At 46.1% G+C, this 20,738-nt stretch carries 20 protein-coding genes and 1 tRNA gene; 8 read left to right on the forward strand and 13 right to left on the reverse strand.

Annotated features, from left to right (window positions below; translation table 11 throughout):
• Positions 1-137 precede the first annotated feature (137 nt).
• On the forward strand, positions 138-1,541 hold the full coding sequence (locus R7Q46_RS21025; protein ID WP_005386397.1) for an SPFH domain-containing protein: 1,404 nt from the start codon (positions 138-140) through the stop codon (positions 1,539-1,541).
• Between the two features lie 102 nt (positions 1,542-1,643).
• Here the strand turns inward: R7Q46_RS21025 and frdD are convergent, their stop codons facing one another.
• From frdD to frdA, 4 genes are read right to left on the reverse strand one after another with little or no spacing between them, the layout of a single operon-like run.
• Positions 1,644-2,021: a fumarate reductase subunit FrdD gene (gene frdD / locus R7Q46_RS21030; RefSeq protein ID WP_318077770.1), complete on the reverse strand. Its 378-nt coding sequence runs from the start codon at positions 2,019-2,021 to the stop codon at positions 1,644-1,646.
• A gap of 11 nt (positions 2,022-2,032) precedes the next feature.
• Positions 2,033-2,416 carry a fumarate reductase subunit FrdC gene (gene frdC / locus R7Q46_RS21035; RefSeq protein ID WP_005381491.1) on the reverse strand — a complete coding sequence of 128 codons (384 nt, stop codon included), beginning with the start codon at positions 2,414-2,416 and terminating at the stop codon, positions 2,033-2,035.
• Between the two features lie 2 nt (positions 2,417-2,418).
• Positions 2,419-3,177 carry a succinate dehydrogenase/fumarate reductase iron-sulfur subunit gene (locus R7Q46_RS21040; RefSeq protein WP_005381489.1) on the reverse strand — a complete coding sequence of 253 codons (759 nt, stop codon included), beginning with the start codon at positions 3,175-3,177 and terminating at the stop codon, positions 2,419-2,421.
• Positions 3,177-4,976 carry a fumarate reductase (quinol) flavoprotein subunit gene (gene frdA / locus R7Q46_RS21045; protein WP_005381487.1) on the reverse strand — a complete coding sequence of 600 codons (1,800 nt, stop codon included), beginning with the start codon at positions 4,974-4,976 and terminating at the stop codon, positions 3,177-3,179. Before frdA ends, R7Q46_RS21040 begins: the two co-directional genes overlap by 1 nt.
• Positions 4,977-5,411: 435 nt before the next feature.
• Between frdA and epmA the strand changes: the two genes are divergently transcribed.
• The 4 genes from epmA (at position 5,412) to R7Q46_RS21065 (ending at position 8,525) form a co-directional block, all read left to right on the forward strand.
• Positions 5,412-6,383 (forward strand): elongation factor P--(R)-beta-lysine ligase, encoded by a 972-nt coding sequence (gene epmA / locus R7Q46_RS21050; protein ID WP_318077771.1) that lies wholly within the window; start codon positions 5,412-5,414, stop codon positions 6,381-6,383.
• Between the two features lie 9 nt (positions 6,384-6,392).
• The gene (locus R7Q46_RS21055) at positions 6,393-6,767 is read left to right on the forward strand and encodes a VanZ family protein (RefSeq protein ID WP_238842827.1); all 375 of its coding nucleotides are present in this window, start codon (positions 6,393-6,395) and stop codon (positions 6,765-6,767) included.
• A gap of 21 nt (positions 6,768-6,788) precedes the next feature.
• Entirely contained in the window at positions 6,789-7,424 is a 636-nt protein-coding gene (locus R7Q46_RS21060; protein ID WP_005381480.1) for a TetR/AcrR family transcriptional regulator, read from the forward strand.
• A gap of 144 nt (positions 7,425-7,568) precedes the next feature.
• Positions 7,569-8,525, forward strand: a complete 957-nt coding sequence (locus R7Q46_RS21065; RefSeq protein WP_318077772.1) for a DHH family phosphoesterase — start codon at positions 7,569-7,571, stop codon at positions 8,523-8,525.
• Between the two features lie 73 nt (positions 8,526-8,598).
• On the opposite strand, the gene R7Q46_RS21070 is transcribed toward R7Q46_RS21065, so the two are convergent.
• From R7Q46_RS21070 to R7Q46_RS21090, 5 genes are all read right to left on the reverse strand, one after another.
• Entirely contained in the window at positions 8,599-9,744 is a 1,146-nt protein-coding gene (locus R7Q46_RS21070; protein WP_005381476.1) for a murein hydrolase activator EnvC family protein, read from the reverse strand.
• Between the two features lie 27 nt (positions 9,745-9,771).
• Positions 9,772-10,593, reverse strand: coding sequence for a serine O-acetyltransferase (gene cysE / locus R7Q46_RS21075; protein ID WP_005381475.1), 822 nt, complete (start codon positions 10,591-10,593; stop codon positions 9,772-9,774).
• 78 nt (positions 10,594-10,671) lie between these two features.
• The gene (gene gpsA, locus R7Q46_RS21080) at positions 10,672-11,709 is read right to left on the reverse strand and encodes an NAD(P)H-dependent glycerol-3-phosphate dehydrogenase (RefSeq protein WP_054577183.1); all 1,038 of its coding nucleotides are present in this window, start codon (positions 11,707-11,709) and stop codon (positions 10,672-10,674) included.
• 195 nt (positions 11,710-11,904) lie between these two features.
• Positions 11,905-12,369 carry a protein-export chaperone SecB gene (gene secB, locus R7Q46_RS21085; RefSeq protein ID WP_005386410.1) on the reverse strand — a complete coding sequence of 155 codons (465 nt, stop codon included), beginning with the start codon at positions 12,367-12,369 and terminating at the stop codon, positions 11,905-11,907.
• Positions 12,370-12,594: 225 nt separating this feature from the next.
• Positions 12,595-13,029 (reverse strand): rhodanese-like domain-containing protein, encoded by a 435-nt coding sequence (locus R7Q46_RS21090; RefSeq protein ID WP_005386415.1) that lies wholly within the window; start codon positions 13,027-13,029, stop codon positions 12,595-12,597.
• 547 nt (positions 13,030-13,576) lie between these two features.
• Here R7Q46_RS21090 and gpmM point away from each other — a divergent pair.
• Positions 13,577-15,109: a 2,3-bisphosphoglycerate-independent phosphoglycerate mutase gene (gene gpmM / locus R7Q46_RS21095; RefSeq protein ID WP_005381471.1), complete on the forward strand. Its 1,533-nt coding sequence runs from the start codon at positions 13,577-13,579 to the stop codon at positions 15,107-15,109.
• Between the two features lie 82 nt (positions 15,110-15,191).
• On the opposite strand, the gene R7Q46_RS21100 is transcribed toward gpmM, so the two are convergent.
• From R7Q46_RS21100 to rsgA, 4 genes are all read right to left on the reverse strand, one after another.
• Complete coding sequence (locus tag R7Q46_RS21100) at positions 15,192-16,079, reverse strand: DMT family transporter (protein WP_005381469.1); 888 nt, start codon at positions 16,077-16,079, stop codon at positions 15,192-15,194.
• Between the two features lie 132 nt (positions 16,080-16,211).
• Positions 16,212-17,627, reverse strand: a complete 1,416-nt coding sequence (locus R7Q46_RS21105; RefSeq protein WP_318077773.1) for an SLC13 family permease — start codon at positions 17,625-17,627, stop codon at positions 16,212-16,214.
• 166 nt (positions 17,628-17,793) lie between these two features.
• Complete coding sequence (asd, locus tag R7Q46_RS21110) at positions 17,794-18,651, reverse strand: archaetidylserine decarboxylase (protein WP_005381465.1); 858 nt, start codon at positions 18,649-18,651, stop codon at positions 17,794-17,796.
• Positions 18,652-18,767: 116 nt separating this feature from the next.
• Entirely contained in the window at positions 18,768-19,832 is a 1,065-nt protein-coding gene (rsgA, locus tag R7Q46_RS21115) for a small ribosomal subunit biogenesis GTPase RsgA (protein WP_005386419.1), read from the reverse strand.
• Positions 19,833-19,961: 129 nt separating this feature from the next.
• On the opposite strand from rsgA, the gene orn reads away from it, so the two are divergent.
• Positions 19,962-20,507 carry an oligoribonuclease gene (gene orn, locus R7Q46_RS21120; RefSeq protein WP_017635574.1) on the forward strand — a complete coding sequence of 182 codons (546 nt, stop codon included), beginning with the start codon at positions 19,962-19,964 and terminating at the stop codon, positions 20,505-20,507.
• A gap of 156 nt (positions 20,508-20,663) precedes the next feature.
• A tRNA-Gly gene (locus R7Q46_RS21125) sits at positions 20,664-20,736 on the forward strand.
• The last annotated feature ends 2 nt before the right edge of the window (positions 20,737-20,738 follow it).

Genomic DNA, 20,738 nt, shown 5'->3' on the forward strand with positions numbered 1-20,738 from the left:
AAAAATCTTATTTATTCCATGAATCTGTCGATTATTCCTTAATGTAACATTTTGATACATTAGTACTTGTCGCTGAGTTGCATAGCAATCTGATTTTTATCGATTTAACTCAGTAACAATCCAAAAAGGAGAACAAAATGGAAAGCAGAGGTTTAGGAAGGGGTTTAAAGGTGGAAGAAAGACGTCAGTTACTACATAAAGGATTAAAAGCAGCCGTATTTGGCGTACCGCTGTTGGCAATAGGCTTAACGATTAATAGCTCGGTGCTGATGACCGATGCGGGTTACAGCTACGTGCATCAGAATAATATTACTGGTGAGTTGGATGTGTTTACTGAACCTGGCATTCATTTTCGCATGCCATTTCTGTCCAAAATCACCAAGTATGACCAAGTGATCACCGTGTCATTCGGTAACAGCAAGGGCGAAGATTTTTATCAACGCCTTGATGCGATTCAGGTTCGATTTGCCGACACCTATATTGGTCAGATCCCCGTAACATTCCGCTTTAAGCTCAGTAATGACCCTGAAGCGGTGAAGAAGATGCACAAAGAGTTCCGCAACAACAGTAACTTGATCGATGCGCTGCTTGTAAAGAACGCACGTAACGTAACGGTGATTACCGCAACCCAATACACGGGTGAAGAGTTTTTCCAAGGTGGCTTGAACCAGTTCAAATCGAAACTTGGCGATCAGTTACGAGAGGGGATTTATCTAACAGAGCGACGTCAGGTCGAAGTGGAAGAGTTGGATCTTGCGCCTGTTGGGGCGAATCAAGCCAATCCGAACCAATTACAGCGCACCAATCAACTGGTATGGAAAACCGTGCCTGTCGTAGACAAAACCGGGCAACCAATTCGTCAAGACAATCCGTTACAACAATATGGTATTCAAGTGACGCAGGTGACCATTGGTGACCCGCAGCCAGAAAAGCAATTAGATCAGCTATTGGCAGATAAAAAACGTTTAGTGGCGGATCGTATTCGCGCGATTCAGGAACAAGAAACGTCGAAAGCACAGGCAGAGACCGAGCAGTTACGCAAAGAGATTCAACGAACACGTGAGGTGCAAGACGCCCAGCGTGGTAAAGAACTCGCAATTATTGCTCAGCAAAAAGAAGTGGAAGTTGCACGTCAGATTGCAGAGCGTGAAATCGTTGAAGTGGAAAAAACCAAACGACTTGCTGAGGTCGAGAAGGAGAAAGAGCTAGCTATCGCAGAGGCTAACTTAGCGATTCAAAAGGCGAACGCACTTTCTGCTGAGTTTGAAGCGAAAGCGATATTAGCGAAAGGTCGCGCAGAATCTGAAGTCCTAAAAGGTAAGTATGCAGCGTTAGGAGCAAACCGTGAAGTTTACTTGGCAGAATTGAATCGAGACGTAGCGAACTCGCTGTACAACAATTTGCAAAACTTCCAAGTTCAGATGCCACAAAATTACATTGGTGGAAGTGACGAAACGGGCTTGAAAACAAACCTAGATGTGATTACTGGCTTTGGTGCTCTGGGTCTTATGGACCAGACAAAGAAGGTCGCACAGCAATAAGATCATGGGTGGTCAAAAGCTTAAAAAGCAAAAAGATCATGGGTAACCCAAAGCAATAAAAAAGCTGGCATTTAGCCAGCTTTTTCTTTTTTGGTCAGTCTCTTAAATCATGAAGATAAAGATAACTGCTAGTGCAGTGATGAGGCCTGCAAATGCATAGCATGCAATTTTACCAATCACACCAGTGTGGAATTTAAGGTCGTGCATGCCGTGGTGTACACGGTGCATTGCATGCCACATTGGCAATGCTAGCGTGCTAATGATGAATAGCGCACCGATGATGCTGGTTGCGAAGGCAGAGACACGCTCGTAGCTCATCGCTTCTGCATCAATCACGCCTAGTGGGACCAAGATGCCCAGCACCAATACCGTGATTGGCGTGATCATCGCGAACCAAGTACCACCTGCGCCAAACAGACCCCACCAGATTGGCTCATCAGAACGTTTTGGTGATGTGTTTACACTATAATTCGGTTTCATTGCTCAGCTCCTTACACCACGATGAGAACGATCAGTGAGATGAACGCAACCGCGGCCCACTGAGTCAATACGATGATCTTCTTGTCCACTGGTTTGCCTTTCAAACGAATTGGCATTACTTGTGGCATCATGCTGAAGAAAGTTTGAGCGTGGAATAGGCTACCGAGTAGTGCAACGATGTTGATTGCGACTACGATTGGGTTCGCCATGAACGCTAACCAACCTTGCCATGCTTCAGGACCTTTCACCAAGCAACCTAAACCGAAAGTTAGGAACAGAGTGAATAGGATTAACGGAAGCACCGTAGCTTCACGTAGCATGTAGAAGCGGTAGAAAGGATGGTTCTTCCACCAAGTGCGTTTTACTTCACGAACGTAAGGTTTACGATTGCTCATCCTTATGCCTCCACTTTCTTTGGTGAACCATCAGGTTTCAACATAGCAATCACGAAGTCCATAGAAGACTCCACTTTGCCTTGGTTTACTGCCGCTGCTGGGTCAACGTTCTTCGGACAAACTTCAGAACAGTAACCAACAAACGTACAACCCCAAGCACCGTTTTCACCGTTGATAAGCTTCATGCGCTCATCTTTACCGTTGTCACGGCTGTCTAGGTTGTAGCGGTGGGCTAGCGTTAGTGCAGCAGGACCGATGAACTCTGGGTTAAGACCAAACTGAGGACATGCGGCATAGCACAGACCACAGTTGATACAGCCAGCGAACTGCTTGTATTTCGCCATCTGTTCTGGCGTCTGCAAGTTCGTACCGTCTTCTGGTTTACGATCGTTACCAATGATGTATGGTTTGATTGCTTCTAGGCGCTCGATGAATGGCGTCATATCAACAATCAAGTCTTTCTCGATTGGGAAGTTCGCTAGAGGCTCGATAGTCACACCGTCTGGGTAGTCACGTAGGAAGCTCTTACAAGCAAGTTTCGGTACGTTGTTCACCATGATGCCGCAAGAACCACAGATCGCCATACGGCAAGACCAACGGTAAGACAGATCTTTGTCTAGGTGGTCTTTGATGTAACCAAGTGCGTCAAGTACAGACATGGTTTCATCGAATGGGACTTCGAATGTTTGCTTGTATGGTTCTGCATCTTTTTCTGGGTCGTAACGCAGGATGTCTACTTTTTGAATGCGATTTGCTGACATTATGCTTGCTCCTCTGCGTTCTTCTCTTCAGCCGCTGCTTTTTCTGCTGCTTCACCGTATAGACGAGCTTTTGGTTGTGACTTAGTGATGGTCACATTGCTGTAATCGATACTTGGTGCTGACTCTGGCTTGTAGAAAGCAAGTGAGTGTTTTAGGAAGTTCACGTCATCACGTTCTGTACAACCGTCGTCTAGACGCTGGTGCGCGCCGCGCGATTCTTTACGTAGAATCGCAGAGTGAACCATCGCTTCTGCGACTTCTAGGCCGTAACCCACTTCGATTGCGTATAGAAGGTCTGTGTTGAACACTTTACCTTTGTCTTTGATGCTGATGCGTTTGTAGCGTTCTTTCAACTCAGTGATTTTGTCGATAGTCGCTTGCATCAAATCTTCTTGGCGGTAGATACCACAGCCAGCTTCCATGGTGTGGCCCATTTCTGTGCGGATTTCTGCCCAGTTTTCGTCGCCTTCTTGGTTCATCAGTTTCGCGATGCGCTCTTCAACGGCTTTGACTTGCGCGTCAATTGCCGCGTCGTTCCAACCTTTGAATTCTGCTGCGCGTTTCACTGCATTTTCACCCGCTACGCGGCCAAATACCACGAACTCAGCCAGTGAGTTAGAACCTAGACGGTTTGCACCGTGAAGACCAACAGACGCACATTCACCCACCGCGAATAGGCCTTTAATGCGAGTTTCACAACCGCCGTCCGTTTCAATACCACCCATGGTGTAGTGAACGGTTGGACGAATTGGAATTGGCTCTTTTGCAGGGTCCACGTTTACGTAAGCTTTTGCTAGCTCACAGATGAACGGTAGACGCTCTTGTAGGTACTCTTCACCAAGATGGCGAAGGTCTAGGTGCACCACGTCACCCAGTGGGTGTTTGATGGTGTTGCCTTTCTGTTGTTCGTGCCAGAAAGCTTGAGAAACTTTGTCACGAGGACCCAGTTCCATGTATTTGTTCTTCGGTTGGCCAACTGGAGTTTCAGGGCCCATGCCGTAATCTTGTAGGTAACGATAGCCGTTCTTGTTAACGATGATACCGCCTTCACCACGACAACCTTCCGTCATCAGGATACCTGTGCCTGGAAGACCGGTTGGGTGGTATTGAACGAATTCCATATCACGTAGAGGAACGCCGTGACGGTAAGCCATTGCCATACCATCGCCCGTTACGATACCACCGTTGGTGTTACAGTGGTAAACACGGCCCGCGCCACCTGTTGCTAGAACAACCGATTTTGCTTTGATAGTAACAAGCTCGCCTTCAGACATGTGAATAGCAATCAGACCTTGAACTTCGCCTTCATCAACAAGCAGATCCACCACAAAGTACTCATCAAAACGTTTGATGTTGCTGTACTTCATTGATGTCTGGAATAGCGTATGAAGCATGTGGAAGCCAGTTTTGTCTGCAGCGAACCAAGTACGTTCAACCTTCATACCACCAAAGCGGCGTACGTTGACTTCACCGTTCTCTTTACGACTCCATGGGCAACCCCATTGCTCCATTTGGATCATTTCGCGAGTCGCGTTCTCTACAAAGTATTCAACAACATCCTGTTCACATAGCCAGTCACCACCGCCAACAGTGTCGTTGAAGTGGTTGTCTAAGCTATCTTCATCCTTGATAACTGCTGCTGAGCCACCCTCTGCAGCGACCGTGTGGGAGCGCATTGGATAAACTTTAGAAATCAGAGCGACTTCTAAGTCTGGGTTTGCTTCAGCCGCTGCAATAGCAGTACGAAGACCAGCGCCGCCTGCGCCGATGACTGCGATATCTGTGGTGATAATTTGCACAGTTATCCTCCAGTGTGTGATTGCGGAAATCCGCTTGTTATTGTCATTACGAGGCGCTCCTTAAAAAGAACTCCCCAAAAGTAGTAGGGTTAGTGTAGATGAGCCACATGGCAGAAAAATTGATGTAATTGGGTTTTTGCTTCGGTAATGCACTTAAGGGCATAGAATTTATAGGTTATGTGACTGCTATCACGGCATCGAGGTTTTGGCCCTCAAGCATTAACATTAGGGATGTTAAGCCTGTGTTGCGTGACATTAACCGCATGGATAATAGGATTTTAACTGAGTGTTTTTTGTTCTGCGGCACGAGTAATGCTTGCCTCAAATTGGCGAGCTCATTAGTAAAAAGAAGAAGGGATATTCCTCTCTTCTTGAAGAGTAAAAAGCATGTAGAATGAGACTTTCCTCGCTGAATTAAAGTTTGAGAGATTTGTTATGCAAACCAACTGGCAACCTACTGCTTCCATTGACCAACTTCGTCAACGTGCGACGTTAATCGCGTCGATTCGCCAATTCTTCGCTGACCGACAGGTGATGGAAGTCGATACGCCAGCCATGAGTCACGCAACCGTGACTGACATTCATTTGCATACTTTCCAAACCGAGTTTGTTGGCCCAGGCTATGCCGATGGCAGTAAGCTGTTTTTTATGACCAGCCCAGAATTCCATATGAAGCGCCTTTTGGCTGCGGGCAGCGGTTGTATTTATCAAATCAACAAAGCATTTCGTAATGAAGAGAATGGTCGCTACCACAACCCTGAATTCACGATGTTGGAGTGGTATCGCGTTGGCTTTGACCATCATAAATTGATGGATGAAATGGATGACCTGTTGCAGCTGGTATTGAAGTGTGGCGCAGCGCAGCGCATGACGTATCAGCAAGCCTTCATTGATGTGTTGGGTGTGTGTCCACTGGAAGGCTCGATGACTGAGCTGAAAGCGGCGGCAAGCAAGCTGGGTTTGAGTGACATTGCTGAGCCTGAAGAAGATCGCGATACGCTGCTGCAACTACTATTTAGCGTGGGAGTAGAAAACAAAATTGGTCAGGACGTGCCGGCTTTTGTGTACGACTTCCCTGCATCACAGGCGGCGCTTGCGAAAATCAATCCTCAAGATCATCGCGTCGCGGATCGTTTTGAAGTGTACCTTAAGGGGATAGAGCTGGCGAACGGATTTCATGAACTGGATAACCCGAAAGAGCAATTAGCGCGCTTTGAACAAGATAACGCAAAGCGTATCGAAATGGGTTTAAAACCACAGCCGATCGATTATCATCTGATCTCTGCACTGGAAGCAGGGTTGCCAGATTGTGCAGGGGTCGCGTTGGGTATCGATCGTTTGATCATGCTGGCGCTAGGCTGTGACCACATTGATCAAGTGACGGCCTTTCCATTTCCAATTGCATAAGGACGTCCAATGAACCTGACGGCTGCACGTTTCGTCATCTTTAGCTACGCCATATTGATCGCTTTTTTATCTCTGAGTTCAGGTGAACTGCAAGACTGGGGCAATATCGTGTATCTCGACAAAATGCAGCACGCTATGGCGTACAGCGGCTTTGCGTTTTTAGGTTGTTTTTGTGTGTGGCGTTGGCGTCAACGTTGGGCGGTGGCGATTAGTATTTTGCTATTCAGCGCCGTTATTGAGTGGTTGCAAGGGTATGTAGGGCGACAAACTTCTTGGTTAGACCTTGTCGCCAACTCAACTGGTATCTTAACTGGTCTGTTATGTTACCGTATTTGGAGCCTCTATCGACCTAGGTTGGTGAAGTCGCTATACTCGATTCGTTAATGAAGAGGGAACACGATAACAATGAAAACGCGCGACAAAATCGTCTACGCGGCACTGGAGTTGTTCAACCAACATGGTGAGCGCAACATCACCACCAATCACATTGCCGATCACATCGAAATTAGCCCTGGTAATCTGTATTACCACTTCCGCAATAAGCAAGAAATCGTTCGTGAGATCTTTGCGCTTTATTCAGCAGAACTTTTAGAAAGATTTACCCCTATTCAAGGTTCGCAAGAGAGCCTGACTATGCTGAAGAGCTACCTAGACTCTATTTTTACCTTGATGTGGAAATACCGCTTTTTCTACGCAAACCTACCAGAAATCTTGTCACGAGATGAACAGTTACACGAGCAGTACATCGATGTGCAAGAGAAGCTGCAAGCGAACCTCATTGCTATTATGCAAGAGTTCGTAACGATGAAGCTGTTGAATGTCGATCAACAACAGTTGAAGTCATTGGTATGTACATTGCACTTGATTGCGTGTAGTTGGTTGGCATATCAATCCGCGATGGCTTCAAAAACCAACATTACCGAGCAAATGGTGAAGCAAGGGATGTTGCAGATGCTTAATGTCGTTAAGCCATTAGCAACTGAGCAGGGCTTAGAGCAGCTACTGTTATTAGAAGATGCGGTTAGCAATCTACACAGTTAAACGTCAAACTGCTTAATATTTCGAGAGTCACTCTCATTTTCGAGTCGTGGCTCGAGTTGACTTGTCAAATATGCCACGCACAATAGTCCCATACGCTAAAAACCCTTGCAGGGATAAGATTCTCGATAAAGGAACTATCGCCCCATGAATTACGACATTTTTAATGGTGATGCTGATGGCATCATTGCTCTTCTACAATTGCGTTTGGCTGATCCTGTCGATGCCCAGTTAATAACCGGTGTAAAGCGCGACATCAAGCTGGTGGAAAAAGTAGACGTGCAAGCGGGTGATGAGCTGACTGTGTTAGACATTTCGATGGAAAAGAACATGGCAGGTCTAGAGCAAGCTTTGGCTCAAGGCGCGCACGTCTTTTACGCCGATCATCACAAAGCGGGCGACATTCCTCAGCATGGTAATTTGGATGCGCACATCGATCTCGATGCCAGCATGTGCACGGCGTTGATTGTCGATAAGTTGCTTGATGGGCGTTTTCATGACTGGGCGATTACGGCGGCTTATGGCGATAACATGATTGCTAAAGCCGATGAGTTAGCGAATAACGCGGGCTTGTTGCAGCAACAGAAAGAGCAGCTAAAAGAGCTGGGTACTTTAATTAACTACAACGGCTACGGATCGAAGGTCGAAGATTTACACTTTCACCCTGCGGAGCTGTACCGAGCTTTGCTGAAGTACACGTCACCATTTGAAGCTATTGAAGATACGGCCTCGCCATACTACCAATTGCAATCGGCTTACCAACAAGACATGGAGGCGGCTCTCGCAGTGCCTGCCATGCATGAGAGTGGTAAGCTGAAGTTGTTTGAGTTACCAAACACGGCGGCATCACGCCGAATCAGTGGTGTTTATGGCAACTGGCTAGCAAACCAAACCCCTGACTCTGCGCATGCGGTACTTACTGAAAATGCAGATGGTACTTATACGGTTTCACTCCGCGCCCCATTAAACAATAAACAAGGTGCCGTTGCCGTGTGTGGTCAGTTCCCGACAGGTGGGGGGCGAGAGGCGGCGGCAGGAATCAACGCGTTAAGCAAAGATGATGTGAATGCTTTTATTGATGCGGTAGAAACCTACTACGCATAGCATTTTCCAAAATATGAATACAAAAAAGGAGCCGAGTGGCTCCCTTTTTATTATAAGTCTATGAGTCAGATAATCAGCGTTTTAACCAAGATTTCGGATTCTGCGCTTCACTATTACGACGAATTTCAAAGTACAGCGATGGTCTGTCTTGACCACCTGTATCACCCGCGAGAGCAATCACTTCGCCGGCGGTGACTCGGTCGCCTTCTTTTTTAGTTAAGGCTTGGTTGTAACCATAGAGGGTCATGTCACCTTTGCCGTGGTCGAGCAGTACCACTAAACCGTATCCGCGCAGATACTCAGCAAATACGACAGTGCCAGGATAAACGGCTTTCACTTGTTGACCATAGTTGGCAGACAACACCATACCCTTCCAGTTTACCTGCCCAGTTTGTCGCGTACCAAAGTTGTGTAACACACTGCCTTTGAGTGGCCAAGGCAACTTACCGCGCTGTTTGCCGAGTCCGTCCATTGGCACCGCATTACGCTTCGCTGCTTTGGCGATCTCTGCTTTTAAACGGGTTTCGTTGCGTTGCAGCTCGGCTAAGTAGCGTTTGTCATTCTTGATACTGCTCTGAATTTTATTCAGGGTTTGCTTACGCTTGGATTGTGTACTCGCTAGCGCTGTACGTTTTTCGGATTGCTGCTTGAGCAGAGTCTCGATTTGCTCTTTTTCTAGCTCGAGCTGGTTTTTGTTGTGCGCTAATTCTTGGGTTATTTTGGTGATCGCATCAATCACTTCAGCACGTGCTTTAGCTAAATGCTGGAAGTATTGGCTCATGCGGTCTTCTTCCACACCTTGATTTAACAAGTGACCATTGGCCTTCGCTCGCTCGGTTACGTAATACGTTTGCAGCAGCTGTTTGAGTTCTTCTTCTTGCTCTTGACGCTGTGCTTCTTGCAAGGCAATTTTCTCTTCCAAGTTTTCTATGTTTTTGTCTGCTTGTGCGAGGTTAGACTTGGTTTGTCGTATTTCACGCTCAAGCTTAGAAATACCAAGCTCTTGATCTTTTAGTGATTTCTGTAACTCATTGAGCTGCTTTTCTTGGGAAGAGAGCGATTTGCGCTGACGGCTTATCTCACTGGATACGCCTTTGAGCTCTTGCTGACTCACAGCAGAGGAGGTAATGGGATAAGTGGCAGATAAAGCACAAGTTAATAAAATAGCCGAGCGTAGAACAGGGTGATTTTGTTTTCGCACTTGAGAGTTACCTACCACGTTGTTGTCAAAAAGGTTTGTTGACGATTAAATACCATCTCCATGGATAAAGCTTTGCGACTTGCCGTTAAAGCCTTGATCCATATCGAGAGAGGGTTTGTCCGTTTTTGGACGTCCGACGATTTTTGCAGGCACGCCAGCCACCGTTGTGTGAGGAGGCACGGCTTGCAATACCACAGAGCAAGATCCGATTTTCGCGCCTTCACCGACTTCGATATTGCCAAGAATCTTTGCACCAGCTCCGATCATCACACCCTCGCGAATTTTCGGGTGACGATCACCGCATTCTTTACCAGTACCACCAAGGGTGACATCTTGCAGTATAGACACGTCGTTTTCGACCACGGCAGTTTCACCAATCACGATGCCTGTTGCATGGTCGAGCATGATGCCACTACCAATGCGCGCTGCAGGGTGAATATCGACCTGACATGCTACCGAAATCTGATTTTGTAGGTAAGTCGCAAGAGCGTGACGACCTTGCTTCCACAGCCAGTTTGCTACTCGGTAGCCTTGCAGTGCGTGATAGCCTTTTAGGTACAGCAATGGCATTGAATACATTGAAACAGCAGGGTCGCGATTGACCGTGGCACAAATATCACAAGCCGCACCGTCAGTGATGGTTGGATCAGCCGCAAAGGCTTCTTCAACCACTTCACGCACAGCCATCGCTGGCATGGAAGCGGTGTTCAATTTGTTAGCCAGAATATAACTCAGAGCGGCACACAAACTTTCATGCTTGATAATGGTGGCATGATAGAAGCTCGCCAGCATAGGCTCTTGTTCTGACATTTCACGGGCTTCTGAGACAATTTTGTTCCAGACTTTTTGTTTTTCGCAGTGTTTCATTCTCAATATCCAGAGTGGTTCTTCCGTGACCCGACAACTTCAATTTTTCTCAGATGAGCTGCAAAGGGCGGTAGATTGCTACTTTCCTTCGGCTTTTTTGTCACGAGCAAGTAAATCTTGCGCTGCTAAGCGCGCATCTTTTCCTTGATACAATACTTGATAAATTTGATCAACTATCGGCATCTCAACACCCATACGTTGAGAAAGTAGCCATACTTCTTTTGTATTGCGGTAACCTTCAACCACTTGACCAATTTCTTCTTGAGCCGTATCAACGTCTTTACCTTGGCCTAATGCCAAGCCAAAGCGTCGGTTACGTGATTGGTTATCGGTACATGTCAGGACAAGATCGCCTAAACCCGCCATGCCCATAAAGGTTTCTGGCTGTGCACCCAGCGCAGAACCAAGGCGACTCATTTCAGCTAAGCCACGAGTAATTAATGCGGTACGAGCATTGGCGCCAAAACCGATACCATCAGACATACCCGCACCAATCGCAATAACGTTTTTCACAGCGCCGCCCAATTGCATACCAATAAAGTCACTATTGGCGTATACGCGGAAGGTTTTGCTACAGTGGATTTTTTCTTGTAGATCCGCAACAAATTCAGAATCTGGAGACGCAACAGAGATTGCAGTCGGCATACCCATTGCGAGCTCTTTCGCAAACGTTGGGCCAGACAATACTGCTAGTGAGTAGTTTTCACCGATAATGTCATAAGCGACGTCTTTCAGCAGGCGCCCCGTTTCAGGTTCAAGCCCTTTGGTTGCCCAACAGATGCGAGAGTCTTCGCGCAAGAATGGTTTACAGCTGTTTAGCACGATGCCAAAGACATGGCTTGGAACCACAACCAACAAATCTCGGCTTGCTTGAACGGCTTTTTCTAAATCCGATTCAATGATCAAGCTTTCAGGGAAATCAACACCTGGTAAGAAGGCATGGTTAGCTCGGTCTGCTTCTAGGCGAGCCATGTGCTCTGGCTCGTGTCCCCAAAGGACAACGTTCGCGCCGTTACGAGCGAGTGAGATTGCCAAAGAGGTGCCGTATGAGCCTGCGCCAATCACAGTCATTGCGATGTCTTTACCGTAAGCATTGTTTGTATTTGCTTGTGTCATGCTACCGCCTAATTGTCTTGCTACTAGTAGAATCTAGTTCCTAATCGTCAAATTTTACGCCTTCTGGCGATTAGGAACTAGGAACTTTTGTCAGAAATAAAAAATGCACATTGCATCGGATGGTAGACGCTCTGTGCATTTTATTTGAGTCGGTGACGTCAGCACTGTGGCTATTCGTCACTTATAAAACGTGAATTACGCTTCAGCTTCGCCTTGTTGAGCTTGCTGTTGTAGGTAGTTCATGAATAGCGCGTCAAAGTTTACTGGCGCTAGGTTCAGTTGAGGGAACGTACCTTTAACGACTAGGCTTGAGATAGTTTCACGAGCGTATGGGAATAGGATGTTCGGGCAGAATGCGCCTAGGCAATGTGCAAGTTGACCAGCTTCCATTTGTTCAGCAGTGAAGATACCACCTTGTTGAACTTCACATAGGAACGCAGTCTCTTCTTCGTTCTTCACAGTAACGGTTAGACGTAGAACAACTTCGTAAACGCCTTCACCAAGCTCACGGCTTTGAGTGTCTAGGTCTAGTTTAACGTCTGGGTTCCACTCTTTCTGGAAAATTACTGGAGAGTTCGGCGCTTCAAAAGAAACGTCTTTTAGGAAGATGCGTTGAATTGCGAAGTTTTGTTGTGCGTCTTGAGGTGCTGCTTCAGCCATTTTTTAATCCTTAAATCAATATTTGTTGAGCCTAGAAACGTCTAAGCTCAGAAAACTGGTATGTCCTGAGACTAACTGAGCCAATCTACCTTGACTAGATGAAGCGTGTATTACGTGCAAAGCGTCACAACTTAGTGCTCCAACTGCTTTCAATTTGCTCAGTTTTTTGTCCGCGAGGCTTGGTAAAAGCGCGTTTAAACGCGAACTTTCGTTCTTGCCACGTTCCTACTTTTTACCGCGAACTAACGGCAGGTTCGCTTCGTTCCACGCAATCAAACCATTTTTTAGTAGGCTCACGTTTTCGAAGCCAGCTTTTACTAATAGGTTTGCGCTTTCTTGAGCGGTCTGTCCTGTCTTGCATACCACAATGATTGGGTCTGATTTGTGGTTTTCAAGGCTACCCAAGTTACCCGCTTTGATGTCTGACGGTAAAATGTGAAGTGAGTCGGTGATATGACCTTTTTTGAACTCGTCCTTGGTACGGATATCCACTACAACGCCGTTTTCACGGTTCATAAGATGAGTCAGTTGGTTTACGTTGATTTCTTTGTATGCGGCTGTCGCTGACTTCACGATGTTCATGATAAAGGCGACAAGAAGACCTACCCAAACCAAAGATAGAATCATGTTCTGTTGGAAAAATTCAATGTACTCTTGCATGTCTTGAGCTCTTACGCTGTTGGCGGAAAAATAAAGCAGGAGTATAGCGAGGTTACGGCTCTTAGGCGAGAGGGTTAAAATTTTCTAACGAATAATTGAGATCTCTATAAACCCTTTATGCCCTTACTATCCGTACATTTCGCTCTGGTAGCTTGATTGCTTTTGCCTATTGGACTTATCGGTTTAAGTGACTTCTGTTTTACTGAGAAAAGAGAACAATAGGTATTAACCCATCTTGTTTGATGTTGCTTTAAATTAGCGCTGTTTCAAGTGCAAAAATAAGAATGAGAAGCGTAAGAAAACCGAACTTAGACTGGGGTGTACAAAGCGTATTAGAAATGACTATGCTTGTGGAACACGATTGTCGGCACTGACTCGTTGTTCGCTTAACTTGTAAGATAGCAACAATAAATCGCAAACATTATTTGATCTTAACCTACAGTTTTGGTTAAAAAGTGTAGTAAAATTACGCTAGTTTTGTTTCAAGGTTAGATAGGGCAGCGAGGCCCTACGCCAAAAGTTACTTAAATTTGATGAGGTCATCACTATGTCAGCTAAGAAGCCACTGGCTCTAGTTATCCTTGACGGTTACGGTTACCGTGAAGACACAGCAAGTAACGCAATTGCGAATGCGAAAACACCAGTAATGGATGCTCTGATTGCGAATAACCCACACACATTAATCTCTGCTTCAGGCATGGATGTTGGCCTTCCTGATGGTCAAATGGGTAACTCTGAAGTTGGTCACACTAACATTGGTGCAGGCCGCGTTGTATACCAAGACCTGACTCGTATCACTAAATCAATTGCTGATGGTGAGTTCGAACAAACGCCTGCGCTAGTTGAAGCAATCGACTCTGCTGTGAAAGCTGAAAAAGCAGTACACATCATGGGCCTGATGTCTCCAGGCGGTGTTCACTCTCACGAAGACCACATTTACGCTGCAGTTGAAATGGCAGCGGCGCGTGGCGCAGAGAAAATCTACCTACACTGCTTCCTAGACGGCCGTGACACACCACCACGTAGTGCTGAAAACTCACTACAACGTTTCCAAGACCTATTTGCGAAACTAGGTAAAGGCCGCGTTGCTTCTCTAGTAGGTCGTTACTACGCAATGGACCGTGACAACAACTGGGATCGCGTCCAAGTTGCTTACGATCTTCTAACTCAAGCTAAAGCTGAGTTCACAGCAGAAACGGCAGTTGCAGGTCTAGAAGCGGCTTACGCTCGTGAAGAAAACGACGAATTCGTTAAAGCAACAGCTATCAAAGCGGAAGGTCAAGAAGACGCAATCATGCAAGATGGTGATGCGGTTATCTTCATGAACTACCGTGCTGACCGTGCACGTCAAATCACTCGTGCATTCGTTCCTGCGTTTGACGGCTTTGAGCGTGCAGTATTCCCAGCAATCAACTTTGTGATGCTGACTCAATACGCGGCTGATATCCCTCTAGCTATCGCATTCCCACCTGCGTCTCTAGAAAACACTTACGGTGAGTGGCTATCTAAACAAGGTCAAACTCAGCTACGTATCTCTGAAACAGAGAAATACGCACACGTGACTTTCTTCTTCAACGGTGGTGTTGAGAACGAATTTGAAGGCGAAGAGCGTCAATTGGTTGCTTCACCAAAAGTTGCAACGTACGACATGCAGCCTGAAATGAGCTCTCCAGAACTAACAGATAAGATGGTTGCGGCTATCAAGTCTGGTAAGTTCGATACCATCATCTGTAACTACCCGAACGCAGATATGGTTGGTCACACTGGCGTTTATGAAGCGGCTGAGAAAGCAATCGAAGCTCTAGATGAAAGTGTGGGTAAAGTGGTTGAAGCAATCAAAGAAGTTGGCGGTCAACTATTGATCACTGCGGACCACGGTAACGCAGAAATGATGATCGACCCTGAAACTGGCGGCATCCACACTGCTCATACTAACCTACCAGTACCTCTAATCTATGTAGGTGACAAAGCGGTTGAATTCAAAGAAGGCGGTAAACTGTCTGACCTTGCACCAACCATGCTTTCTCTAGCTGGTCTAGAAATCCCAGCAGAAATGACGGGTGAAGTACTAGTTAAATAATTAACTAACGGCTCCGAATGACAAAAGCCCGAGTTTAAACTCGGGCTTTTTTGTATCTGGCAGTAAGGGCTGGTCTGTAAGGTTACTGAACCAAAATGCCAGCACCAATCACAGCTAGGGCTGCGCCCAACCATGCAAATCGGTTTGGTCGGCGTTTAGTGTAAATCCAGAGCAGTGGTAGCAACATAATTGGCGTGGTTGAAGATAGAAGTGCAACCATACCTACATTTCCTTCTTGCAGTGCGTATAAGATTAGCGTCATGCCGACGGCCATCGCCAAGAAACCATTAAGGGCAGTAATACCAAATACGCGCCAAGTAATGTGTTGCGTCGAGCGAGCGACTTTGACCCCTAGAACTAACAACATGCTGTGGGCGAAAAAGGCACTGATCATTCGAATAGCAGAAGCCGCAACTGGGTCAATACTGGTTTGCATTACTGGCTTGGCGATAATGCCTCCCAATGCTTGGCACATTGCTGCGGTTAAGCCAAGTCCAATACCTACCCAGATGTTACCTTTAATGTCTTCCAAGACGTTATTCACTTGACCTCTTCGGCCAAAGAATATCGCCATCACCACGCCGCTAAATACCAATGATGCGCCCAGTAGTTCTATTGTGGTCATGACTTCGCTAAATAAGAAGTAGCCCAAGATGGCAGAGAACACGGCGTGGCAAGAGAAGAGTAACCCGGCTTGTCTTGGCCCCATACGATTCAAACACGCGAATAGAGCGGTATCGCCAATAAAAATACCAATCAGTCCTGAGGCCATCATTGGCGTTACATGTTCCCAAGAAACCGTTAACCAGCCGCCAGTTATCCAGGCCATTGTTGATAAGATCACGGCCGTACAGCCCATGCGCCAGCGGCTGTAAGAAAAAGCGCCTAGGTGTTGTGCAGGAATGACCGAAATTAGGCTAGAAACTGCCCACAGAAAAGCGGCGCATAAAGCAAGCCATTCGTAACCCATGATGTGTCGACGTCCTTGTAGAGTAGAGGAGTCTTAATATGCACGAAATTTATGGGATGTAAAAGCCGCTCTGTAAGGGCAGTAGCTGGAGAGCAGCTCCATGACAACACGCTTTTTCATGGAGCTCTTCGATTAAAACAGTACCAAAACTGCGCCATACACGATAAGTAGACCAATCAAACCGAGAATCAGGCCTACTTTCGTCATGTCTTTGCTCTCGATGAGGCCTGTTGAATAAGCCAAAGAGTTTGGTGGTGTGGAAACCGGTAAGATCATGCCAAGTGATGCGGAGAAGGCGACGACAACCAGTAAACCTTGTAGGCCACCAACCGCAATAAGGCTTGGCATTGATGTACCAATAGCGGCAGCAATAGGCATCAATAAGTTTGCTGTTGCGGTATTAGACATAAAGTTCGCCATTAACCAACACACTACCGATAGGGCTAAAACAACGGCAAATGGTGATAGCAGGCTGTAATCAATGGCGTGCGCTAATGCTTCGGCTAAGCCCGTTTTGTCTAAGGCAATACCAATTGCTATACCACCGGCAACCAGCCATAAAACATCCCAGTTAATCAGCTTGAGCTCTTCTTTTCCCATAATGCCCGTTAACGTGAACACTGCTAGTGGGATAATCGCGACAACGTATGTATTCATGCCATGCACTTTCGTTGTCATCCAAAGCACAATGGTTAGTGCAAAAGTGATGTAGACGACGATCGCACGCCAGCTCCTTTTGAATGTACCATCTAGCTTTAGTTTCATTTCTGGTTCGCTAGACGGAAACAGCTTTTGCAACAAGAACCAAGCTACAGTGAGTTGTACCAACACAAAGGGTAGACCCATTGTCATCCACGATAGGAAGTCTATCGCGTTTTCTCCAGTGAGATATTGAAGCGCTATCGCATTAGGTGGCGTGCCTATCGGAGTCGCAATGCCGCCTGTATTCGCGGCAATTGGAATACACAACACCAGTGCTTTAATGCCTAAATCCCCTTTAGGTGCTGAAGCGACGATGGGGCCAAGCAGGGCTAGCATCATCACGGTCGTGGCAGTATTGGACATAAACATTGAAAAAACGGCGGTAATTAACATCAAGCCCAGCATTATGAACTTAGGTTGTGTGCCGAATGGTTTTAATAGCACTCGGGCGAGGTTGTTGTCGAGCTCGTATTTGGAAGCCGCAATCGCGAGAGCAAAACCACCCATAAAAAGAATAATGATCGGTGAAGAGAAGGCCGAGAAAATATCGGTGTAAGCAATTAACTCTCCTAAATCATGCCCCGCTGGTGGATTGCGAAATAGATGCAAACCTTTATCCGATATCATGATCAGTTCAAGAGCGATAATAAGAATGGACGTAGCAAAAACGGGAACCGGCTCGAGAACCCAAAGTAGGGCAGCAAGAAGAAAAATAGCCAACAGGCGATGCTGAATTAAAGTGAGATCGTCAATAGGAATAGCATCGATCGGCATCATCAAAACACCGAGCGGAATTAAAAAGCACACCAGCAATTTCGCCAACGTGTTTACACTCATCTTTGGCATTGGCTGCCCCTCTAAATATTCATTCTAAGCGCAGGATAATTGATTGTGGAATGAGGGTCTTAGAGGCAGGTATGAGTTTGAGAAATAGAGGCTAAATTTCGAACGGAGTTTTGCTTTTTATCAATAAAAAGAGCCCTTAATAAAGGGCTCTTTAACGTTGTTTTACTTATTTTTTCAAGGCGTAAGGTGTGCCCATAACGGTTGGCTTACCGTTTTCCATGCTTGCGTCAAACTCAATCGCGTCTTTGGCAAACAGGTTAATAACAGTAGAACCCAGTTTGAAGCGGCCCATCTCTTCGCCTTTTTTCAAGATCACGGCCTTGTCACCCTCTGCTGGGTAATCCCATTTGTAGACAGTGTTTCCACGAGGCGGAGTGATCGTGCCAGCCCATACTTGCTCAATGCTACCAACAATTGTCGCACCAACAAGCACCTGTGCCATTGGACCAAACTCAGTATCGAAGATACACACCACACGCTCGTTACGTGCAAATAGGTTTGGTACGTTTTCTGCTGTCAGAGGGTTTACTGAGAACAGGTCACCTGGTACGTAAATCATTTGGCGCAGAGTGCCGTCACATGGCATGTGTACACGGTGGTAATCGCGCGGAGATAGGTACAATGTCGCAAAAGAACCATCTTTAAATTCGTCAGCTAAATTCGCGTCACCGCCCAGCAATTCTTGTGCTGAGAAGTGATGACCTTTTGCTTGGATAAGTTGACCATCTTCAATAGGGCCAAACTGGCTAACACAAGCGTCGGCTGGATGAGTGATGACGTTTTCGCCTTCAGAAATTGGGCGTGCGCCTTCTTTTAGCTCACGAACGAAAAACTCGTTGAACGTTTTAAAATGCTTAGGATCTGAGTGCTTTGCCTCATCCATATTCACATTGTATTGTTTGATAAACCAACGAATAACTGCTGTTGTTAGACCGCCAGCTTTTGCTGAAGCCAGTTTACCCATTAGGCGAGTGAGGCCGTGTTGTGGGATCCAGTACTGCAGTCCAACTTTAAACTTGTCCATCTTTAATTCCGATACTTCTGTTAGATTCGCGCTTTAGGGCGCGTGATGTTACTGAAATTTAATTTGCTTGTCAGTATTAGGTGAAGACTTTTTACACAGTTACAGCCTTAACTCAATTACAGATCGGCTTTTTTATTACGTGAATACTGACGATTTGCTTTGTTTTCAACCATGCTTTCCAAAATACGATGATAATTTTCAAAGCGAGTTTCGTTAATTTCCCCGTTCTCGACAGCTTCACGTAGAAGGCAGCCTGGGTCATCATTGTGTTTACAATCTCGGAACTTGCAACCGCCTAAATATGGTCGAAATTCAACGAATGCTTTTGTTACTTCTTCTGCTTCCAAATGCCAAAGACCAAATTCACGTACTCCAGGTGAGTCGATCAAATCGCCACCCGTTGGAATGTGGTATAAACGTGCAGCCGTCGTGGTGTGTTGGCCCAAGCCAGAGTTCTCAGAGACTTCGCCTTCTTCCACTTCGCTCTCTAGTTCCGGCATTAACGCGTTGACTAAGCTGGATTTCCCTACGCCTGATTGACCAACAAAGATATTAATTCGATCACGCAGCAGGGTTTCTAGTTCAGCAATGCCTTCTCCAGACTTCTTGCTGACCAGAAGCACTTTATAGCCAATACGTTCATATTCTTTGAGCCATTCTTCATACATTGCACGGTCATCGGCTTCTAGAAGGTCGACCTTATTTAAGACCAACAATGGCGCAATATTCAGTGTTTCTGATGCAACGAGATAGCGGTCAATAATATTTAGCGATAGCTCTGGTAATACCGAAGAGACAATGACCATTTGATCAATATTGGCTGCAACGGGTTTTAGGCCATCGTAATAATCTGGACGAGTGAGCACTGAAGAGCGAGGTTCTACCGCTTCAACAACACCAGAGATGCCCGCCATAGACTCCAATCCTTCGCGCCATAAAACACGATCGCCAGATACTAGAGACTCAATACCACGGCGGAGGTTACAGCGTTGAATTTCGCCTGTTTCAAGGTCTTCAATGTCCGCGTGCTGACCAAAACGAGTGATCACGAGACCTTGCTTGCTGGCGCCTAGCATGTTTTCATCCCACTGAATGGAATCTTCTTGCTTCTTCAAACGCTTTTGTTGGTTGCTACGTACGCGTCGCACCTGACCTTTGGTTAACTTTTTCTTCTTTGCCACAATTCTGTACTTTATGTGAATTTACTCAAATGGTTGAGCCGTACTCTTGGCTCCGTGTATGAGTATCGTGTTTCTCGTATTTTGAGGTATAGTACCTCTTTTATCGATAAACAAATAGGCGGCGTAACCATGTCCTTTAGCGATCAAAACCTAATTTGGGTTGATTTAGAGATGACAGGGCTTGATCCTGAAACGCACAAAATCATCGAAATTGCTTCTATTGTCACGGATAGCGAACTAAATATTTTGGCTGAAGGTCCAGTGTTAGCGATTCATCAGCCGGAAGAAGAACTGGCGAAAATGGACGACTGGTGTACTAATACGCATACGGCAAGCGGTTTGGTGGAGCGCGTTCGAAACAGTCAAATCTCAGAACAAGACGCAGTCGCACAAACCATTGAATTTTTAGAAAAATGGGTGCCAAAAGGGGCGTCGCCAATATGTGGTAACAGCATTGGGCAGGATCGTCGCTTTTTATACAAGCATATGCCTGAGTTGGAAGAGTTCTTCCATTACCGATATGTTGACGTTAGTACTCTTAAAGAACTAGCACGTCGCTGGCAACCTGAGGTGCTAAATGGGTTCACAAAACAGGGAACACATTTGGCCTTGGACGACATTCGTGAGTCCATCGCAGAACTTAAGTACTATCGAGGTACTATTTTCAAGATTTAACTGTTAAAGTTGCGATCCAAATTGTTGTAATTTATATCGCTTTTGATTGCTTTTTCGTCGTTCAGTAAAAAAATAAAGTTTTTTTGAAGGAAGGACTTGCATCACAAAAAAATGCTCTTATAATTCGCAGCCCTAAACAGCGGAAACGTTGTTGATGCGACACTAGCTCAGTTGGTAGAGCGCAACCTTGCCAAGGTTGAGGTCACGAGTTCGAACCTCGTGTGTCGCTCC

It is taken from the genome of Vibrio sp. 811 (assembly GCF_033339195.1).